9 protein-coding genes are annotated in these 14,181 nt (G+C 71.8%); all 9 read right to left on the bottom strand.

Annotated elements, in window-relative coordinates:
* Positions 1-9: 9 nt before the first annotated feature.
* Positions 10-1,167: an acyl-CoA dehydrogenase family protein gene (locus tag ACQEVU_RS50960; protein ID WP_433337750.1), complete on the bottom strand. Its 1,158-nt coding sequence runs from the start codon at positions 1,165-1,167 to the stop codon at positions 10-12.
* 12 nt (positions 1,168-1,179) lie between these two features.
* A complete protein-coding gene (locus ACQEVU_RS50955; protein WP_433337748.1) occupies positions 1,180-2,694 on the bottom strand; it encodes an acyl-CoA carboxylase subunit beta in 1,515 nt (504 codons plus the stop codon).
* A 175-nt stretch (positions 2,695-2,869) separates the two neighbouring features.
* Entirely contained in the window at positions 2,870-4,483 is a 1,614-nt protein-coding gene (locus ACQEVU_RS50950) for a chaplin family protein (RefSeq protein ID WP_433337746.1), read from the bottom strand.
* A 235-nt stretch (positions 4,484-4,718) separates the two neighbouring features.
* Positions 4,719-5,588: a hypothetical protein gene (locus tag ACQEVU_RS50945; protein WP_433337744.1), complete on the bottom strand. Its 870-nt coding sequence runs from the start codon at positions 5,586-5,588 to the stop codon at positions 4,719-4,721.
* 121 nt (positions 5,589-5,709) lie between these two features.
* A complete protein-coding gene (locus tag ACQEVU_RS50940) occupies positions 5,710-6,603 on the bottom strand; it encodes a hydroxymethylglutaryl-CoA lyase (RefSeq protein ID WP_433337742.1) in 894 nt (297 codons plus the stop codon).
* On the bottom strand, positions 6,600-7,946 hold the full coding sequence (locus ACQEVU_RS50935) for an acetyl-CoA carboxylase biotin carboxylase subunit (RefSeq protein ID WP_433337740.1): 1,347 nt from the start codon (positions 7,944-7,946) through the stop codon (positions 6,600-6,602). Before ACQEVU_RS50935 ends, ACQEVU_RS50940 begins: the two co-directional genes overlap by 4 nt.
* A 70-nt stretch (positions 7,947-8,016) precedes the next feature.
* Positions 8,017-8,643, bottom strand: a complete 627-nt coding sequence (locus tag ACQEVU_RS50930) for a TetR/AcrR family transcriptional regulator (RefSeq protein WP_433337738.1) — start codon at positions 8,641-8,643, stop codon at positions 8,017-8,019.
* Between the two features lie 943 nt (positions 8,644-9,586).
* Entirely contained in the window at positions 9,587-12,373 is a 2,787-nt protein-coding gene (locus ACQEVU_RS50925; protein ID WP_433337736.1) for a hypothetical protein, read from the bottom strand.
* Entirely contained in the window at positions 12,363-14,138 is a 1,776-nt protein-coding gene (locus tag ACQEVU_RS50920) for an HSP90 family protein (RefSeq protein ID WP_433337734.1), read from the bottom strand. Before ACQEVU_RS50920 ends, ACQEVU_RS50925 begins: the two co-directional genes overlap by 11 nt.
* Positions 14,139-14,181 lie beyond the last annotated feature (43 nt).

Below are 14,181 nucleotides of genomic sequence, written 5' to 3'. Positions count from 1 at the left end.
AGAGCAGGTCTAGAGCCCCATCGACCGCGAAATGATCATCCGCTGGACCTCGGACGTGCCCTCGCCGATCTCGAGGATCTTGGCGTCGCGGTACATGCGCCCGACCGGCGTCTCGTTCATGAACCCGTAGCCGCCGTGCACCTGCGTCGCCTCGCGCGCGTTGACCATCGCCGCGTCGCTCGAGGCGAGCTTCGCGATCGCGGCCTGCCGCTTGAAGTCGCGCCCGTTGACCAGCCGGCTCGCGGCGTCGTAGTACGCCAGCCGCGCGGTGTGGGCCCGGCTCTCCATGTCCGCGATCTTGAACTTGATCGCCTGGAAGTCGCCGATCGTCCGGCCGAACGCCTGCCGCTGCCGCGCGTACGCGAGGGACTCGTCGACGCAGCCCTGCGCAAGGCCGACGCCGAGCGCGGCGAACGCGACCCGGCCCTCGTCGAGGATCTGCAGGAACTGTGCATAGCCGCGGCCCCGCCGGCCGAGCAGGTTGGCGGCCGGCACCCGCACGTCGTCGAAGGTCAGCTCGTGGGTGTCGGAGGCGCACCAGCCGACCTTGGAGTATCCGGGCAGGACGGTGAACCCGGGCGTGCCGCTGGGCACGATGATCGCCGAGAGCTCCTTGCTGCCGTCCGGGTTGACGCCGGTGACCGCGGTGACCGTGACCAGCGCGGTGATGTCGGTGCCGGAGTTGGTGATGAACGCCTTCGACCCGTTGATCACCCACTCGCCGGCCGCCTCGTCGAGCACGGCCCGGGTCAGGGTGCCGCCGGCGTCGCTACCGGCGCCGGGCTCGGTCAGCCCGAACGCGGCCAGGGCCTCCCCGGCGGTGAGCCGCGGCAGCCACTGCTCCTTCTGCGCCGTCGTGCCGAACCGGTAGATCGGCATCGCGCCGAGCGAGATGCCGGCCTCGAGCGTCACCGCGATCGACGAGTCGACGCGGGCGAGCTCCTCCAGCGCTATGCAGAGCGCGAAGTAGTCGCCGCCCATCCCGCCGTACTCCTCGGGGAACGGCAGCCCGAACAGCCCCATCTTGCCCATCTGGCGGACCAGCTCGTAGGGGAAGGCGTGCCGCTCGTAGTAGTCGCCGATCACCGGCGCGACCACCTCGTGCGCGAACTCGCGGACGCTGTCGCGCAGCGCCTCGAGCTCCTCGGTCAGTGTGAAGTCGACCATCTCAATCGCCCCTCAGACGGGAGTCACGCCGTGGCGGCGGCGGGAGAACGCGCGGTCCTTGGTCCGGGCCGCGGCGAAGCGGCGCACGAGCTCGCCGCGCAGCGCCGCCGGCTCCACGACGGCGTCCACGACGAGCTCGCTGGCCAGCCGCATGATGTCGATGTCGCGCTCGTAGTCGGCGCGCTTCGCGGCGACGAACGCGGCCCGCTCGGCCTCGTCCTCGATCGCCGCGATCTTGTTGGCGTAGACGGCGTTGACCGCCGCCTCGGCGCCCATGACCGCGATCTTTGCCGTCGGCAGCGCGATCGTGGCGTCGGGCTCGAAGCCCGGTCCGGCCATCGCGTAGAGGCCGGCGCCGTAGGCCTTGCGCACCACGACGCAGATCTTGGGCACCGTGGCCTCGGAGATCGCCGTGATCATCTTGGCGCCGTGGCGGATGATGCCCTGCTTCTCCACCGCGGAGCCGACCATGAAGCCCGGCACGTCGGCGAGGAAGAGCAGCGGCACGTTGAAGGCGTCGCAGAGCTGGACGAACCGGGTCGCCTTGTCGGCCGAGTCGACGAAGAGCACGCCGCCCTTGAACATCGAGTTGTTGGCGACCACGCCGATCACCTGGCCGTCGAGGCGGCCGAAGCCGACGGTCAGCTCGCGCGCCCAGAGCGCCTGGATCTCGAAGAACGAGCCCTCGTCGAGCAGGCCCTTGACGACCTTGCGCATGTCGAACGCCTGCCGCTCGCTGGCCGGGATCTCGGGCAGCCCGGTCTCGGCGCGGGCGTCGGCGGCCGGCGGCTGTGACGTCCAGCTCGACGGCAGGTAGGAGAGATAGCGGCGTACCGCATCAATGGCTTCCTGCTCGGTCTTGCACAGAAAGTGCCCGACGCCGCTCTCGGCGCAGTGCAGGCGCGCCCCGCCCATCGCCTCGAGGGTCGTCTTCTCCCCGGTGACCATCTCGACCATGCGGTCCGATCCGAGGTACATCGACGCGTTGCCCTCGACCATGGCCACGACGTCGCAGAACGCGGGGATGTAGGCACCCCCGGCGGCGGAGGGCCCGAAGAGCGCGCAGGCCTGCGGGATGCTGCCACTGGCCCGCACCTGGCTGTGGAAGATGCGCCCGGCGCCGCGCCGGCCCGGGAAGAGCTCGACCTGGTCGGTGATGCGCGCGCCGGCGGAGTCCACGAGGTACACCATCGGGACACCGGTCGCGTAGGCCTTCTCGATGATCCGGATGATCTTCTCGACGGTCCGCGCGCCCCAGGACCCGGCCTTGACGGTGGAGTCGTTGGCCATGAGGCAGATCGGCCGCCCGTCGACCGTGGCGGTGCCGGTGATCACCCCGTCGGCCGGCAGACCGTCGGCCAGCGCGTTGGCGAACATGCCATCCTCGACGAAGGACCCCTCGTCGACGAGCAGGGCGACCCGCTCCCGGGCGAAAAGCTTGCCGCGGGCCGCGTTGGCCGCGTGGTACTTCTCCGCGCCGCCGGCCTCGACCCGCTTGCGCGTCTGGGTGAGGGCATCACCCTCCATGGTGCGACCTCCGCGTCGGCTGCCTGAACGATCGTTCATGCCTAACGATCGTTCAGGTTAGCCGACGCGGAGGTGAAGTTCCAACTCCGGCGACGGACCCGTTCCGGACAGCGGGTCGGCGTGCGCCCAGCCGGGTCCCGATACCCCCTGCGGATCAGGGGGTACCGCTATCGCTTCAGCAGGAGTAGGCCAGCGCCCCGCCCGAGCTCGACGCGTTCGAGAAGCCGAGCAGCGAGACCGCGTTGCCGCTGATGTTGATCGGCACCTGGACGGTCGTGTCGAACTGGTTGCCGTTGAGCAGGCCGGCGTTGTACCCGGTCGTCCAGTCGCCGCAGCCGCCCTTCACCGCGGTGGCCCCGCCGTTGCCCTGGCCCGCGCCGCCGTGGTGACGGTGGTGACGACGGCCGCCGTTGCCCCAGCCGCCGTTGTCGTCGCCGTTGCCGTTGCCGTTGCCGTAGCCGCCGTTGTTCTGGCCGTTGTAGCCGTTGTCGTCGCCCACGCCCGAGCCGTTGCCGTAGCCCGAGTCGCTGGCCGGCGACAGGCCGGCGCCGGTGCCGTTGTGCTTCTTGTTCTTGGCGTGCTCGTCCAGGTCGATCGCCTTGTGGGTCTTCTTGCTGGCCTTGTGCATGCTCTTGTGCGTCATCGAGGCGTTGTTGGCCTTGACGTCGCTCGCGTTGCCGCTGGCGTGGCTGTAGGCGTTGCTGTTGCCGTTGGTGTCCGGGCCGTAGCCGTTGGCGTCACCGTTGTCCGAGCCGTTGCCGTAGCCGTTGCCGCCGTTGCCCTGGCCGTTGCCGTCGCCCCAGCCGCCGTGGTTGCGGTGGTGGCGGTGGCCGCCCTGGCCGTTGCCCTGGCCGTTGCCGTCGCCCTTGACCGCGGTGGCGCCGCCGCCGCAGGACGCGCTGGAGAAGCCCAGGATCGCGATCGAGTTGCCGCACAGGTTGATCGGCAGCTGCAGCGTGGTGTCGAGCTGGTTGCCGTTGAGCAGGCCGGCGTTGTACCCGGTGGTGTGGTTCGACTCGGTGGCCTGCGCGCTCTCGGTGGCCTGGTAGCTCTCGCCCTTGACCGCCCACGCGCCGCCCTGGCTGGACGCGCCCGCGAAGCCGAGCAGCGCGATCGCGTTGCCGCTGACGTTGATCGGCAGCTGGGCCGTGGTGTCGAACTGGTTGCCGTTGAGCAGGCCCGCGTTGAAGCCCGAGGTCCAGTCCTCGGTGCGGTTCGCGGCGCTCTCGGTGGCGTAGTTGCCGTTGTTGGAGGCGCTGTAGCCGCCGTTGGCGCCGCCGTTGTACCCGCCGTTGCCCTGGCCGTTGCCGTCGCCGTCGTGGCGGTGGTGGCGGCGGCCGTGGTGCGAGTCGTCGGAGGCGATGCCGCCCTTGACCGCGGTCGCCCCGCCGGCGCTCTGGGCGCTGGAGAAGCCCAGGACCGACACGGCGTTGCCGCTGACGTTGACCGGCACCTGCAGCGTGGTGTCGAGCTGGTTGCCGTTGGCCACGCCGGCGTTGTAGCCGGTCGTCCAGTCCTCGGTGGTGGCGCTCTCGGTGGCGCTGGCGCTCTCGGTCTTGACGGCCGTGGCGCCGCCGCCGCAGTGGGCGTTGGCGAAGCCGAGCACGGCGATCGAGTTGCCGCAGACGTTGACCGGCACCTGCAGCGTGGTGTCGAACTGATTGCCGTTGAGCAGGCCGGCGTTGTAGCCCGTCGTCCAGTCGGAAGCGTGCGCGACCCCGCCCGAGACGAGCAGGAAGCCCGCGGAAAGCACGCCCACGTTGAGCGACTTACGAACCCACGTCTTCATGGTGGAAGTGAGACCCTTCGGTAGTTTTCGATTCTCGGTACTGCAAATGGCGCGGGACTGGAGCCCCAGAACCTGCGTGCGGGCAGGCTCGGCCCGGCTCCGCCCTGTCGACGTGCGCCCGGTGGTGCGTATTGCGTGTTACGAGATGCCGCGATGTGGTCGATGCGGGTTCGCTGGGACCAAGGCTTGGCTTCCGGCGGCCCGCCGCGCGTCGCGTTGGCTGGCCGGAGCCGCCTCAGTCGGGTGAGACTGTCGGCTTCTCGGCTGCGAGCAGCCGCAACTCGACGTCCTCGACCGCCTCCGGCCGGAAGGTGAGCACCTTCGCGCCGGCCGGTGCGGCGGGCAACGCGGCGGCGGCGCCCGCGTCTTGGTTGAGGCCCGAGCCGGTGCTCGGCGCCCCCGACGTGAGGCCGGCCGCCGGCGGCGCCGGGACGGGCGCCGGGCGGGGCAGCAGCGGCACGTGGTGCGTACCCTGCGCTACGGTCCGGTCGGCGACCGGCTTGGCGTGCGCGCCGCTCAGCGCCTCGGCCGCCGGGAGGGCGCGGAGGCGGTCGGCCGCACGGGCGGCGGCGACGACCGGGTCGACGCCGGCAACAGAGGTGCCGGTCGCCGCGGCGGTGACGTCGCCGACGGACCCGGAGCGGACCGGCACGGCCTGGACGGCCGGCTCCTGCGTCCGCTTCGAGTGGGTCTTGACGATGCCGGCCTTTGCCGGCCTCCTGGTGCTCGCGTGCTTGGCGCTCGGCGCGTCTACCGTCGTCGAGCGGGTTGTGCGTGCGGTCACCGTCCGGTGCACGGTGCCGGTCACGGCCCCGGTGACCGTTGAAGTCACAGGCTCCTTCGTCATCGGGCGCAGCACCGTGAGCACCGTGCCCGTCAACCGGTCAGCGTGCTGGTGGTGGATGCCGCCCCCGTTGAGCAGGCCGGTGACCTGCGCTTCGATGGCGTCCGAGCCGTCCGAGGCGTGCGCCGCGGAGGCCGACAGCAGCCACACGGCGCCGGCGAACCCGGCGACGATCAGGCCGCGGACGGCGTACCTCGCGCAGCGGGAAACGGCCGGCAGCGAAGCCGTGCGCGGGTTGCGCTCGCTCCTCGACTGGGCCATTTCCGCCTCTCAGTACGGCTCAATGTCGGGCATACGCCCTACATGTGACTGTTTCCGTACTGAGCAACGAACCGCCCCGGCCTGGGACACGCCACAACACCGGGCGAATCGGGCACAAGCCTCACAAGGGTATGCGCGGGCCCGCTTTCAGGACCCCGGACGGCAGCTCCCGCCCCACGATCTCCTGCGCCAGCCGCGCCGCCTCAAGCAGGGCTTTCAGGTCAATCCCGGTCTCGTACCCCATGTCGTGCAGCATGTGGACGACCTCCTCGGTGGCCACGTTGCCCGTCGCCCCCGGCGCGTAGGGGCACCCCCCAAGCCCGCCGACGCTCGCGTCGAACTCGGTGATGCCCAGCCGCAGCGCGGTCAGGATGTTGGCCAGCGCGGTACCGCGGGTGTTGTGGAAGTGCAGCAGCAGCGGCAGGTCCGGGTGGCGGTCGCGGACCTTCTGCACGACCTCCTCCACCCGCCGGGGCGTGCCCATGCCGGTCGTGTCGCCGAACGCGATCCGGTCGGCGCCGTCGGCCACCGCGCGGTCGACGATCGCGGCCACCCGGCCCGGGTCGATGTCGCCCTCGAACGGGCAGCCGAAGCTCGTGGAGATGATGACCTCGGCCGTCGCGCCGTGCTGGTGCAGCAGGTCGATGAGCCCGGCGATGTCGTCGAGCGACTCCTCGGTCGAGCGGTTCACGTTGCGCCGGTTGTGCGTGTCCGACGCGGACACGACCACCTCGATCTCGGTGAAGCCGGCGGCCAGCGCCCGCTCGGCGCCCTTCGTGTTGGGCACCAGCGCCGAGTACCGCACCGACCTGTTCTTCTCGGCCCGCTCCCACACCTGCGCGGCGTCCGCCATCTGGGGGATCGCCTTGGGGTGGACGAATGAAACCGCCTCGATCCGCTGTACGCCGGTCGCCGAGAGCGCGTCGAGGAGCCGGACCTTCGCGTCGGCCGGCACCGGGTCCTCGTTCTGCAGCCCGTCGCGCGGCCCGACCTCGCGGATGGAGATGAAGCTCATTTGACGGCCCGCATTCTCGCGACGATGCCGGTGTCGTAGTCCCCGCTGACGAACTCCGGGTTGTCGAGCAGCTCGGCGAAGAACGGCAGGTTGACCTTGGGCCCGGCGACCTCGAAGGCCTGAACCGCGGCTCTCAGCCGCGCGAGCGCCTCGGCCCGGTCCTCGCCGTGCACGATCAGCTTGGCCATGAGCGAGTCGTAGCTGGGCGTGACGGTGTTGCCTTCGGTGTACCCCGAGTCGACCCGGACGCCGGCCGTCTGCGGTTCCACCCAGGTCGTGATCGTGCCCGGCCCCGGCAGGAAGCGCTTGGGGTCCTCGGCGTTGACGCGCACCTCGATCGCGTGCCCGGTCACGGTCAGCGCGCCGGGGTCGAACGTCGGCTCGAGCCCCGAGGCGATCCGCAGCTGCTGCTCGACCAGGTCGACGCCGAACACGGCCTCGGTGACCGGGTGCTCGACCTGCAGCCGGGTGTTCATCTCCAGGAAGTAGAACTGGTCGCCGGCCGGGTCGTACAGGCACTCGACGGTCCCCGCGTTGCGGTAGCCGACCGCCTCGCCGGCCCGCACGGCCGCCGCGAGAAGGTCCGCCCGCCGCGCCGGCGTCAGCGCGGGCGACGGCGTCTCCTCGACGAGCTTCTGGTTGCGCCGTTGCACGGAGCATTCGCGCTCGCCGAGTGCGACCACGCGCCCGTCGCACAGCCCCAGGATCTGCACCTCGATGTGGCGCACCCTCGGGAAGTAGCGCTCGATCAGCACGGACCCGTCGCCGAACATCCGCTCGGCGAACGCGCGCACCTTGTCGTACTCGGCGCGCAGCCCGTCGGCGTCGTTCGCGACGGCCATGCCCATGCCCCCGCCGCCGGCCGCCGCCTTGACCATGACCGGAAAGCCGATCCGTTCCGCCGCGGCGAGCGCCTCGTCCGCGCTTTGCGCCGGCGCCTCGGTCCCCGGCGCCACGGGCACTCCCGCGGCCGCCATCAGGTTCCGAGCGTTGATCTTGTCGCCCATCGCGTCGATCGCCTCGGCACCGGGCCCGACCCAGATGAGCCCATGCTCGGCCACAGCCGCCGCAAATGCCGCATTCTCGGACAGAAACCCATATCCCGGATGAATCGCCTCAACTCGGCTCATTTTCGCCGCCGTGAGGATCGCCTCGGTATTGCGATACGACTGCGCGGGATTGGCCGGCCCGATGAGCACCGCTTCGTCAGCCTCAACGACGAACGGCAACCCCGCATCGGCCTCGGAATACACCGCCACGGTGCGAATCCCCAGGCGACGCGCCGTGCGGACAATCCGCCGCGCGATCTCTCCCCGGTTGGCGACGAGCAATGAGCTCAGCATCGTTGCTGTTCTCCTGTGGATAACTCTGTGGGCAGGAATGCGGCGAGCCTGTGGATAACTTTGCCGACCGTTATCCTTGCAGCGCGGAGAGTGTCGCGGCCCGCAGCAGTTCGGCGCGCCGCGTGCGGTCGACCTCGCCCCCGAGGAACGGCGTCGAGTTCATGAGACCGAACGCCGCGTGCGCGAGCACCCGGGCCTCCCCCGCGTCGAGCTGCCCACCGCGCAGCGCCGTCAGCGTGGTCACCCACTCCTCGACGTAGAGCCGCTGCAGCCGCCGGATCTGCCGCCGCGGCTCCTCCGGCAGCCGATCGAGCTCGTGCAGGTGCAGCGCGATCACGGCCGGGTTGGCCAGCGCAAACTCGACATGGAAGTCGACGAGCGCGGCGAGCGCCCGGCCGGGGTCCTCCCCGGCCTCGGCGATGCGCGCCTGCCCCCCGGCGAGCAGCTGCTCGCTCACGGGTATCAGCGCCGCCGCAAGCATGGCTTCCTTGCCGGCAAAGTGGTGATACAGGGCGGGCCCGGTCACGCCGGCGGCCGCCCCGATGTCATCCATGGACACCCCGTGGTACCCACGCGTGGCAAAGAGCCCGACGGCGATCTCCAAGATCTCGTCGCGCCGCGAGCGCCGCCGCTGACCAGCGGGCCCCGCCCCCCGCGACTGAGCCGGCGGCCGAACGACATGCTGTTCCAGCGTCATGGAGAAAGCCTAACCTCATGTCAAGCGTCGGACTAAACGATCGTTAAGACTGTACCTATAGCCCACCGGCGCTCGCGGCGGGGGGCGTGGACGGCACCCTCCGCGCGTGCGAGCGCAGGTGGTGCGGCCACGATCGGTTCTCCCACACGCGCTCACGATCGGACAGAGCGAAGATCATCACGGCCGGGCGGGCGCTCGCCTTCGCCTTTGCCGCGCGACGCCTGCGCCGTCCGTCGCCGCCGGGCCGGGCCTGATCGCGTGCGCTTCCGGAAACGATCTTGGTGCCGGGCACATACGCGCGCGTGAGGTCGGAGGCGGGGCGGGACGTGGGCGGTTGGCTTCGTCGGCTTGGTTGGGCGACCTCGCGGTCCAGCGGGAACGTGGGCCTTGAGGTGGTGCCGGCCGGTCTATCAGCACCCTACACGAGCCGAAAAAAGCCGATCTTGCGAAAACTCGGAGCGTGATCGGTCCATTACTGAAACCGGACACATCTTCGCGCGCCCGCTAAGTATTCATTGGGGACGCGCATCGGAAGGCATGCAGCCGCTTCCGACACTAAACGATCATGCGAAAACGTGGACATCGCGAAGATCCTGGAGAGGAAATGCACGCCCTGCTCCCGAATCACGACAATGTCCGTTTTGTCCCAACAGGACTACGAACGCTCTCCGTAGGGCGACCGAGCGGCAGTCGGAAGCCAGCAAAGGCCGAGGACATTAGGCCCGTCGAGCACGACCGGTGCCAGCGGCAATGCCAAACCGGCCCGGCCCGGCGACCGCGCGAGTCGCGACCTCGAGCCGATCCACAGCCGCCATGTCGGGAGGCGCTGCTGCGCATCGCCGGGCCGCCCCGCGCGCCCGCGCCGCGTCGGCGCGTCGATGCGAGAGGGCGCGCTTCCGGTGCCGAAACGACGCCGGCGGGATCGGAGGCGTCGAGCCGCGGCCTACCGGTTCAAGTACTCCGCGCGGATCTGAGCGGCCTCCTCACCCCGCCCCTGCGCCTCGAGCGACTCAGCCAGCATCCAGGCCGAGTTCTGCTCCAGCTGCGAGCCCCGCGGAGCCGCGCCCACCACCGAGCGCAAATGAGGCTCGGCGGCCGACGGGTCGCCCTGGCGCATCAATGCCTCGGCGTGCAGAAAGTCGGCATCCAAGGCGTCACCGAGGGAGCCGATCGAGCGCAGCGCCGCCGAAGCGGACGCCGAGCGGGTGATGGCCTCGTCCAGGTGGCCGGCGCCGATGAAGACGCGGGCGGCGTCGCTGTCGAGCATGGCGCGCTGCCAGATCAGCCAGGGCTCGGCGGCGTCCGGGCCGGCGGACAGGGAGGCGGACAGGGCGTCGGCCTCGGACAGGGCCGTCAGGGCGGCGGGGAGATCGCCGGCCCAGCGCAGGGACAGGGCGCGCATGCGGCGGGCGTACATCTCGCCCTGCACGACGCCGCCGGCGTGGAAGGCGTCGGCCGCGGCGGCGAAGCGGTCGGCGGCCTGGGCGTCGCGGTCGGCCTCGTAGAGCAGCTGGGCCGCCTCCTGCAGCATGCGGCCGCGGGCCGGGAGGTTGTCGTAGCCGTCGAGGTTGGTCGCCAGGGTTTCGAGCAGGGACAGGGCGAGCTCGGTCTCGCCGAGCTCGCGGTAGATGCGCGAGAGCAGGTAGCGGGTCTGGTCGGCCTGCTCCTGGGCGCCGGCGCGGTCGAGGGCGTCGAGTGCGCTCTCGGCGGCCTCGGCGGCGTCCAGCGGCTGGCCGGACTGGTGGTAGGCGGTGGCCAGGTCGTAGCGCAGCAGGCCGGCCGGTGTGTCCTCGCCGTGGGCGACGTGGTCGGCGACGGCCTCGACGAGGTCGTCGATCGCGTCGGCCGGGCGGTCGGCGGCCAGGCGGGCGCGGGCCCGGCCGACCAGGGCTGAGAGGCGGACCGAGCGGTCGGCGGCGAGGGACAGCGCGGTGTCGAAGGACGCGACGGAGTCGTCGAAGCGCTCGAGGTTGCCCAGCGCGTGGGCGCGGATGAGCGCGGCGATGCCGGCCGGGGGCGGGGTGCCGATGGCCGCGTAGCGCTCGAGGGACTCGTCGGCGCTGGCCACGGCCTCCTCGTAGCGCTCCAGGATGAGCAGGCCGCGGGCGCGGCGGGCGAGCAGGTCGGCGCGCAGCGACGGGCGGGGCGGGTCCTCGGCGAGGGCGGCGTCGACGGCGTCCAGGGCCTCGGCCGAGCGGTCCAGGCGCAGCAGGGCGGACTCGGCCCGCAGCCGGGCCTCGGCGCGCATGTCGGCGTCGGCGTCGGGGTGGGTGACGATCCGGTCGATCAGGTCCGTGAGCTCGGCGAGCAGGGACTCGTCCGCCTCGCGGCAGAGCGCGGCGCGGGACCGGGCGGCCAGGGCGAGCACCTCCTCGCCGCGGGCCTCGCGGACGGCGGCGACCTCGTTGAACAGCGCCTCGGCCGCGGGGCCGCCGTCGTCGCGGACCGCGGTCAGGCGGGCCCGGCCGTCCAGGCGGCGCACGGCCAGGTCGGCCGGCGGCTCGGGGTGCAGCTCGTCGAAGCGCTCGAACGCGGCCGCGGCGGCTTCCATGCGGTGCTCGTCGTAGAGCTCCCAGGCGCGGTCGAGCAGCTCGGCCGGGTCGGTGGGCAGCTCCCGCGGCGGCGGGGTGGGCGCGGCCGGGGTCTCGACCCGGCGGCGGGCGACGGCGCTCAGCGGCAAGTACTCCACCAGCGACGCCGCGCCCAAAGTCGCCTCGATGCGGTCCGACACCGACGAGGTGCCGTTGCGCTCGTCGAAGCGGCCGGCCCAGTCGCGGGCCCGCTCGGACATCCGGGCGGCGAGCTCGCCGGCGGTGGTGTCGGCGAGGGTGAGGGCCGGGTCGATGCGGCTCAGCAGCAGCGCGGCCGACGCCGAGAACCACATGTCGGCCTGCGGGCTGGGGGCGCGGTCGAGCCAGGGCAGGTGGCGCTGGACGAGCTCGAGGCCGCGGGCCTCGTTGCCGGTCCGCGCGCAGAACTCGACATGCGTGCCGATGCTCTGCAGGTCGGCGATGTTGCCGCGCAGGCGCCGATAGGCCTGGCGGTGGGCGTCGGCGGCCTCGACGAGCCGGCCCGTGCGCACATACGGCACCAGCAGCGACGTCAGGATCGACTGCGGCTGCTCGACGCAGGTGAGGCGGCCGGCGAGCACGGGCGCGGCCATGGCCACCGCGTCCTCGTCGCGGCCGAGGCCGGCGAGGTGGTCGACCTTGGCGCCCGGGTCGCAGCCGGCGCAGTCGGAGTTCTGGTCGCGGGGTGCGGCGTTCCATTTCGCATACCACTCCTCGGCCGCCGGGTCGCCGAGGTGCGCGGCGACCTGGTAGCGGTGGGAGTAGACGGCGTGGAGGCTGTGGCCGCCGGCCCGGTAGCGCCGCTCCATGTCGTCGAGGACGTCATAGGTGCGCGCCAGCGGCACGGCCGGAAACTTCATCAGGCCGTTGACCATGTACTTGTAGTGCCACAGCAGGGAGTGCTCGTCGTCGGCGTCGAAGCGCTCGGGGTGGGCGTCGTACTCCGCCCGGCACCACGAGAACGTCACGAACGACTTCGCCGGCTCGCCGCCCTGCACGTAGGCGGTCGTCGCGAACAGTCGCGAGGCCAGCCGCAGCTCGTCGTGCCCGCCCGCGTCGGCGTGCTGCATGACCTGCTCGACGAGCGCGATCTGGGCGCCGCCGTAAGGCATGTGGTAGGCCTCGCGCAGCAGCGACCACAGTTCGTCTTCAGTCTTCATGTCCGACCGCCTTATTGAGCAGGCCCAGGAACGAGCCGTTGAGCAGCGCGGCGTCGGCCGGCCGCAGCGGATGATGGCCGAGCAGCAGGGCCTGGCCGTAGAGCCCCTCGACCGCGAGGCGGACGAGGTCCGGGTCGGGGATCTCGCTGACCCGCCGCACGAGCGGGTTGCGGTAGTTGAGCACCAGCTGGGAGCGGTCCTGCTCGTCGGTGCGGGCCAGCGCATCGAGCACGTCGGCCCAGACCTCGTCGACCCGCTCGCGGGTGGCCCGCAGCTCGGCGGCGAAGGAGGCCGAGCGGCTGGTGAGGTACATCGCCGGGAGCCCCGCCGGGTCGTAGGCGCGCAGCACGACCTCGCAGCCGAGCCGGTCGAGGGCCCGCTGGGCGAGCTGCAGGAACGGCCGCTTGGCCAGCTCCACCTCGGGCTCGAGCGCGTCGAAGGCGGTGCTGAGGTCGCCGGGCTCGACCCGCTCGATGAGCGCGCCCGGCTCGACCTGCGGCAGCCGCTCGATGATCTCGGTGTCGTAGATGTAGCCGGCGTTGACCAGCGGCATGCCCTGCGCGGCGGCGACGGCGCCGATCTGGCGGAACTCGTCGAGCTGCGCGGAGTAGCGCACCAGCCCGTGCTGGGCCCGGAAGTCGGCGAGCGTCATCCGCCCGGTGTTGGTCTCCATCGGCCACCAGCGCTCGACCAGGCGCAGCATCTCGTCGTCGTGCAGCGCGAGCGCCTTGACGCCGAGGTGGTGCACGTCGAGGAACTCCCCGAGGCGGCGCGGGTTGCGCCCGGCCAGCCGCATCAGCCAGCCGCGCAGCTGGTCGCCGAGCGCCTCGCGGGTCGCCTCCAGCAGGGAGTCCTCGTAGAGCGCCTCGCGGCTCGCGGTCGGGCGCAGCTCGCTGGTGTCGATCACGCAGCGGGCGAAGAACGCCCACGGCGGCAGGACGCCCTCGGCGCCCTCGGCCAGGAGCATGCGCTTGAGGTAGACCCGGTGGCCGGCCCGCGCGGCCGGGTTGGCCGGCGTCGGCAGGACGAACGCGACCCCGGTCAGGCCCGACTCCGGCACCGAGAGGTCGATCGCGTCGAAGGGGACAAACCCGAAGACCTGCCGGCAGTACTCCTGGAGCCGCTCCCGCCGCCCGTCGCCCCCCGCCCGCCACGGCAGGCCGTCGCCGCTGATCGGCACGCCCGCGACCTCGACCCGGAAGGGCAGCAGCGACCCGTACAGCCCGGCGAGCTCCACCACCGTCATCCGCTGCAGCCACTGCTCGGCGTCGCGCCGCGGCACGAGGGTGACCGTCGTGCCGACCTCGTCGCGCCGCCGCCCCTCGGTCTCCACGCTGTAGCGGCCGTCGGCGTATCCGCGCCAGAGGACCGCCGGGGCGCCCTCGGCCCGGGTCAGCACCCGGATCTCGTCGGCGACGAGGAAGCACGACAGCAGCCCGATGCCGAACTGGCCGAGGAAGTCGTGCCGGGCGAAGCCGAGGTCGTCGCGCTTGGAGCTGCGACCGATGGTGGCGAGGAACTGGTGCACCTGCTCCTCGGTCAGCCCGATGCCGGAGTCGATGACCCGCAGCGTGCCGTCGCCGGTGACGTCCGGCGGCTCGATGCGGATCAGCGCCGTTGCGCCCGGGTCGACCGAGCGCCGGGCGGTGATGGCGTCGACGGCGTTCTGCAGCAGCTCCCGGACATACACCCGGGGGCTGGCGTAGAGGTGATGGCTGAGCAAGTCGACGATGCCGCGCAGGTCTACTTGGAACGTCCGATCCACGCGGGCACGCTACCGCGTTGGTCTGACATTTCCTGCCCCGTTA

It is taken from the genome of Dactylosporangium sp. CA-139066, assembly GCF_050936175.1.
In the GTDB taxonomy this organism is placed as follows: Bacteria; Actinomycetota; Actinomycetes; order Mycobacteriales; family Micromonosporaceae; genus Dactylosporangium.
This window is presented reverse-complemented; position numbering and strand designations above follow the sequence as displayed.

Excerpts from the sequence above, each read along its gene's own strand:
- ACQEVU_RS50960 (WP_433337750.1), bottom strand. The coding sequence starts at position 1,167 with ATGGTCGACTTCACACTGACCGAGGAGCTCGAGGCGCTGCGCGACAGC.
- ACQEVU_RS50955 (WP_433337748.1), bottom strand. The coding sequence starts at position 2,694 with ATGGAGGGTGATGCCCTCACCCAGACGCGCAAGCGGGTCGAGGCCGGC.
- ACQEVU_RS50950 (WP_433337746.1), bottom strand. The coding sequence starts at position 4,483 with ATGAAGACGTGGGTTCGTAAGTCGCTCAACGTGGGCGTGCTTTCCGCG.
- ACQEVU_RS50945 (WP_433337744.1), bottom strand. The coding sequence starts at position 5,588 with ATGGCCCAGTCGAGGAGCGAGCGCAACCCGCGCACGGCTTCGCTGCCG.
- ACQEVU_RS50940 (WP_433337742.1), bottom strand. The coding sequence starts at position 6,603 with ATGAGCTTCATCTCCATCCGCGAGGTCGGGCCGCGCGACGGGCTGCAG.
- ACQEVU_RS50935 (WP_433337740.1), bottom strand. The coding sequence starts at position 7,946 with ATGCTGAGCTCATTGCTCGTCGCCAACCGGGGAGAGATCGCGCGGCGG.
- ACQEVU_RS50930 (WP_433337738.1), bottom strand. The coding sequence starts at position 8,643 with ATGACGCTGGAACAGCATGTCGTTCGGCCGCCGGCTCAGTCGCGGGGG.
- ACQEVU_RS50925 (WP_433337736.1), bottom strand. The coding sequence starts at position 12,373 with ATGAAGACTGAAGACGAACTGTGGTCGCTGCTGCGCGAGGCCTACCAC.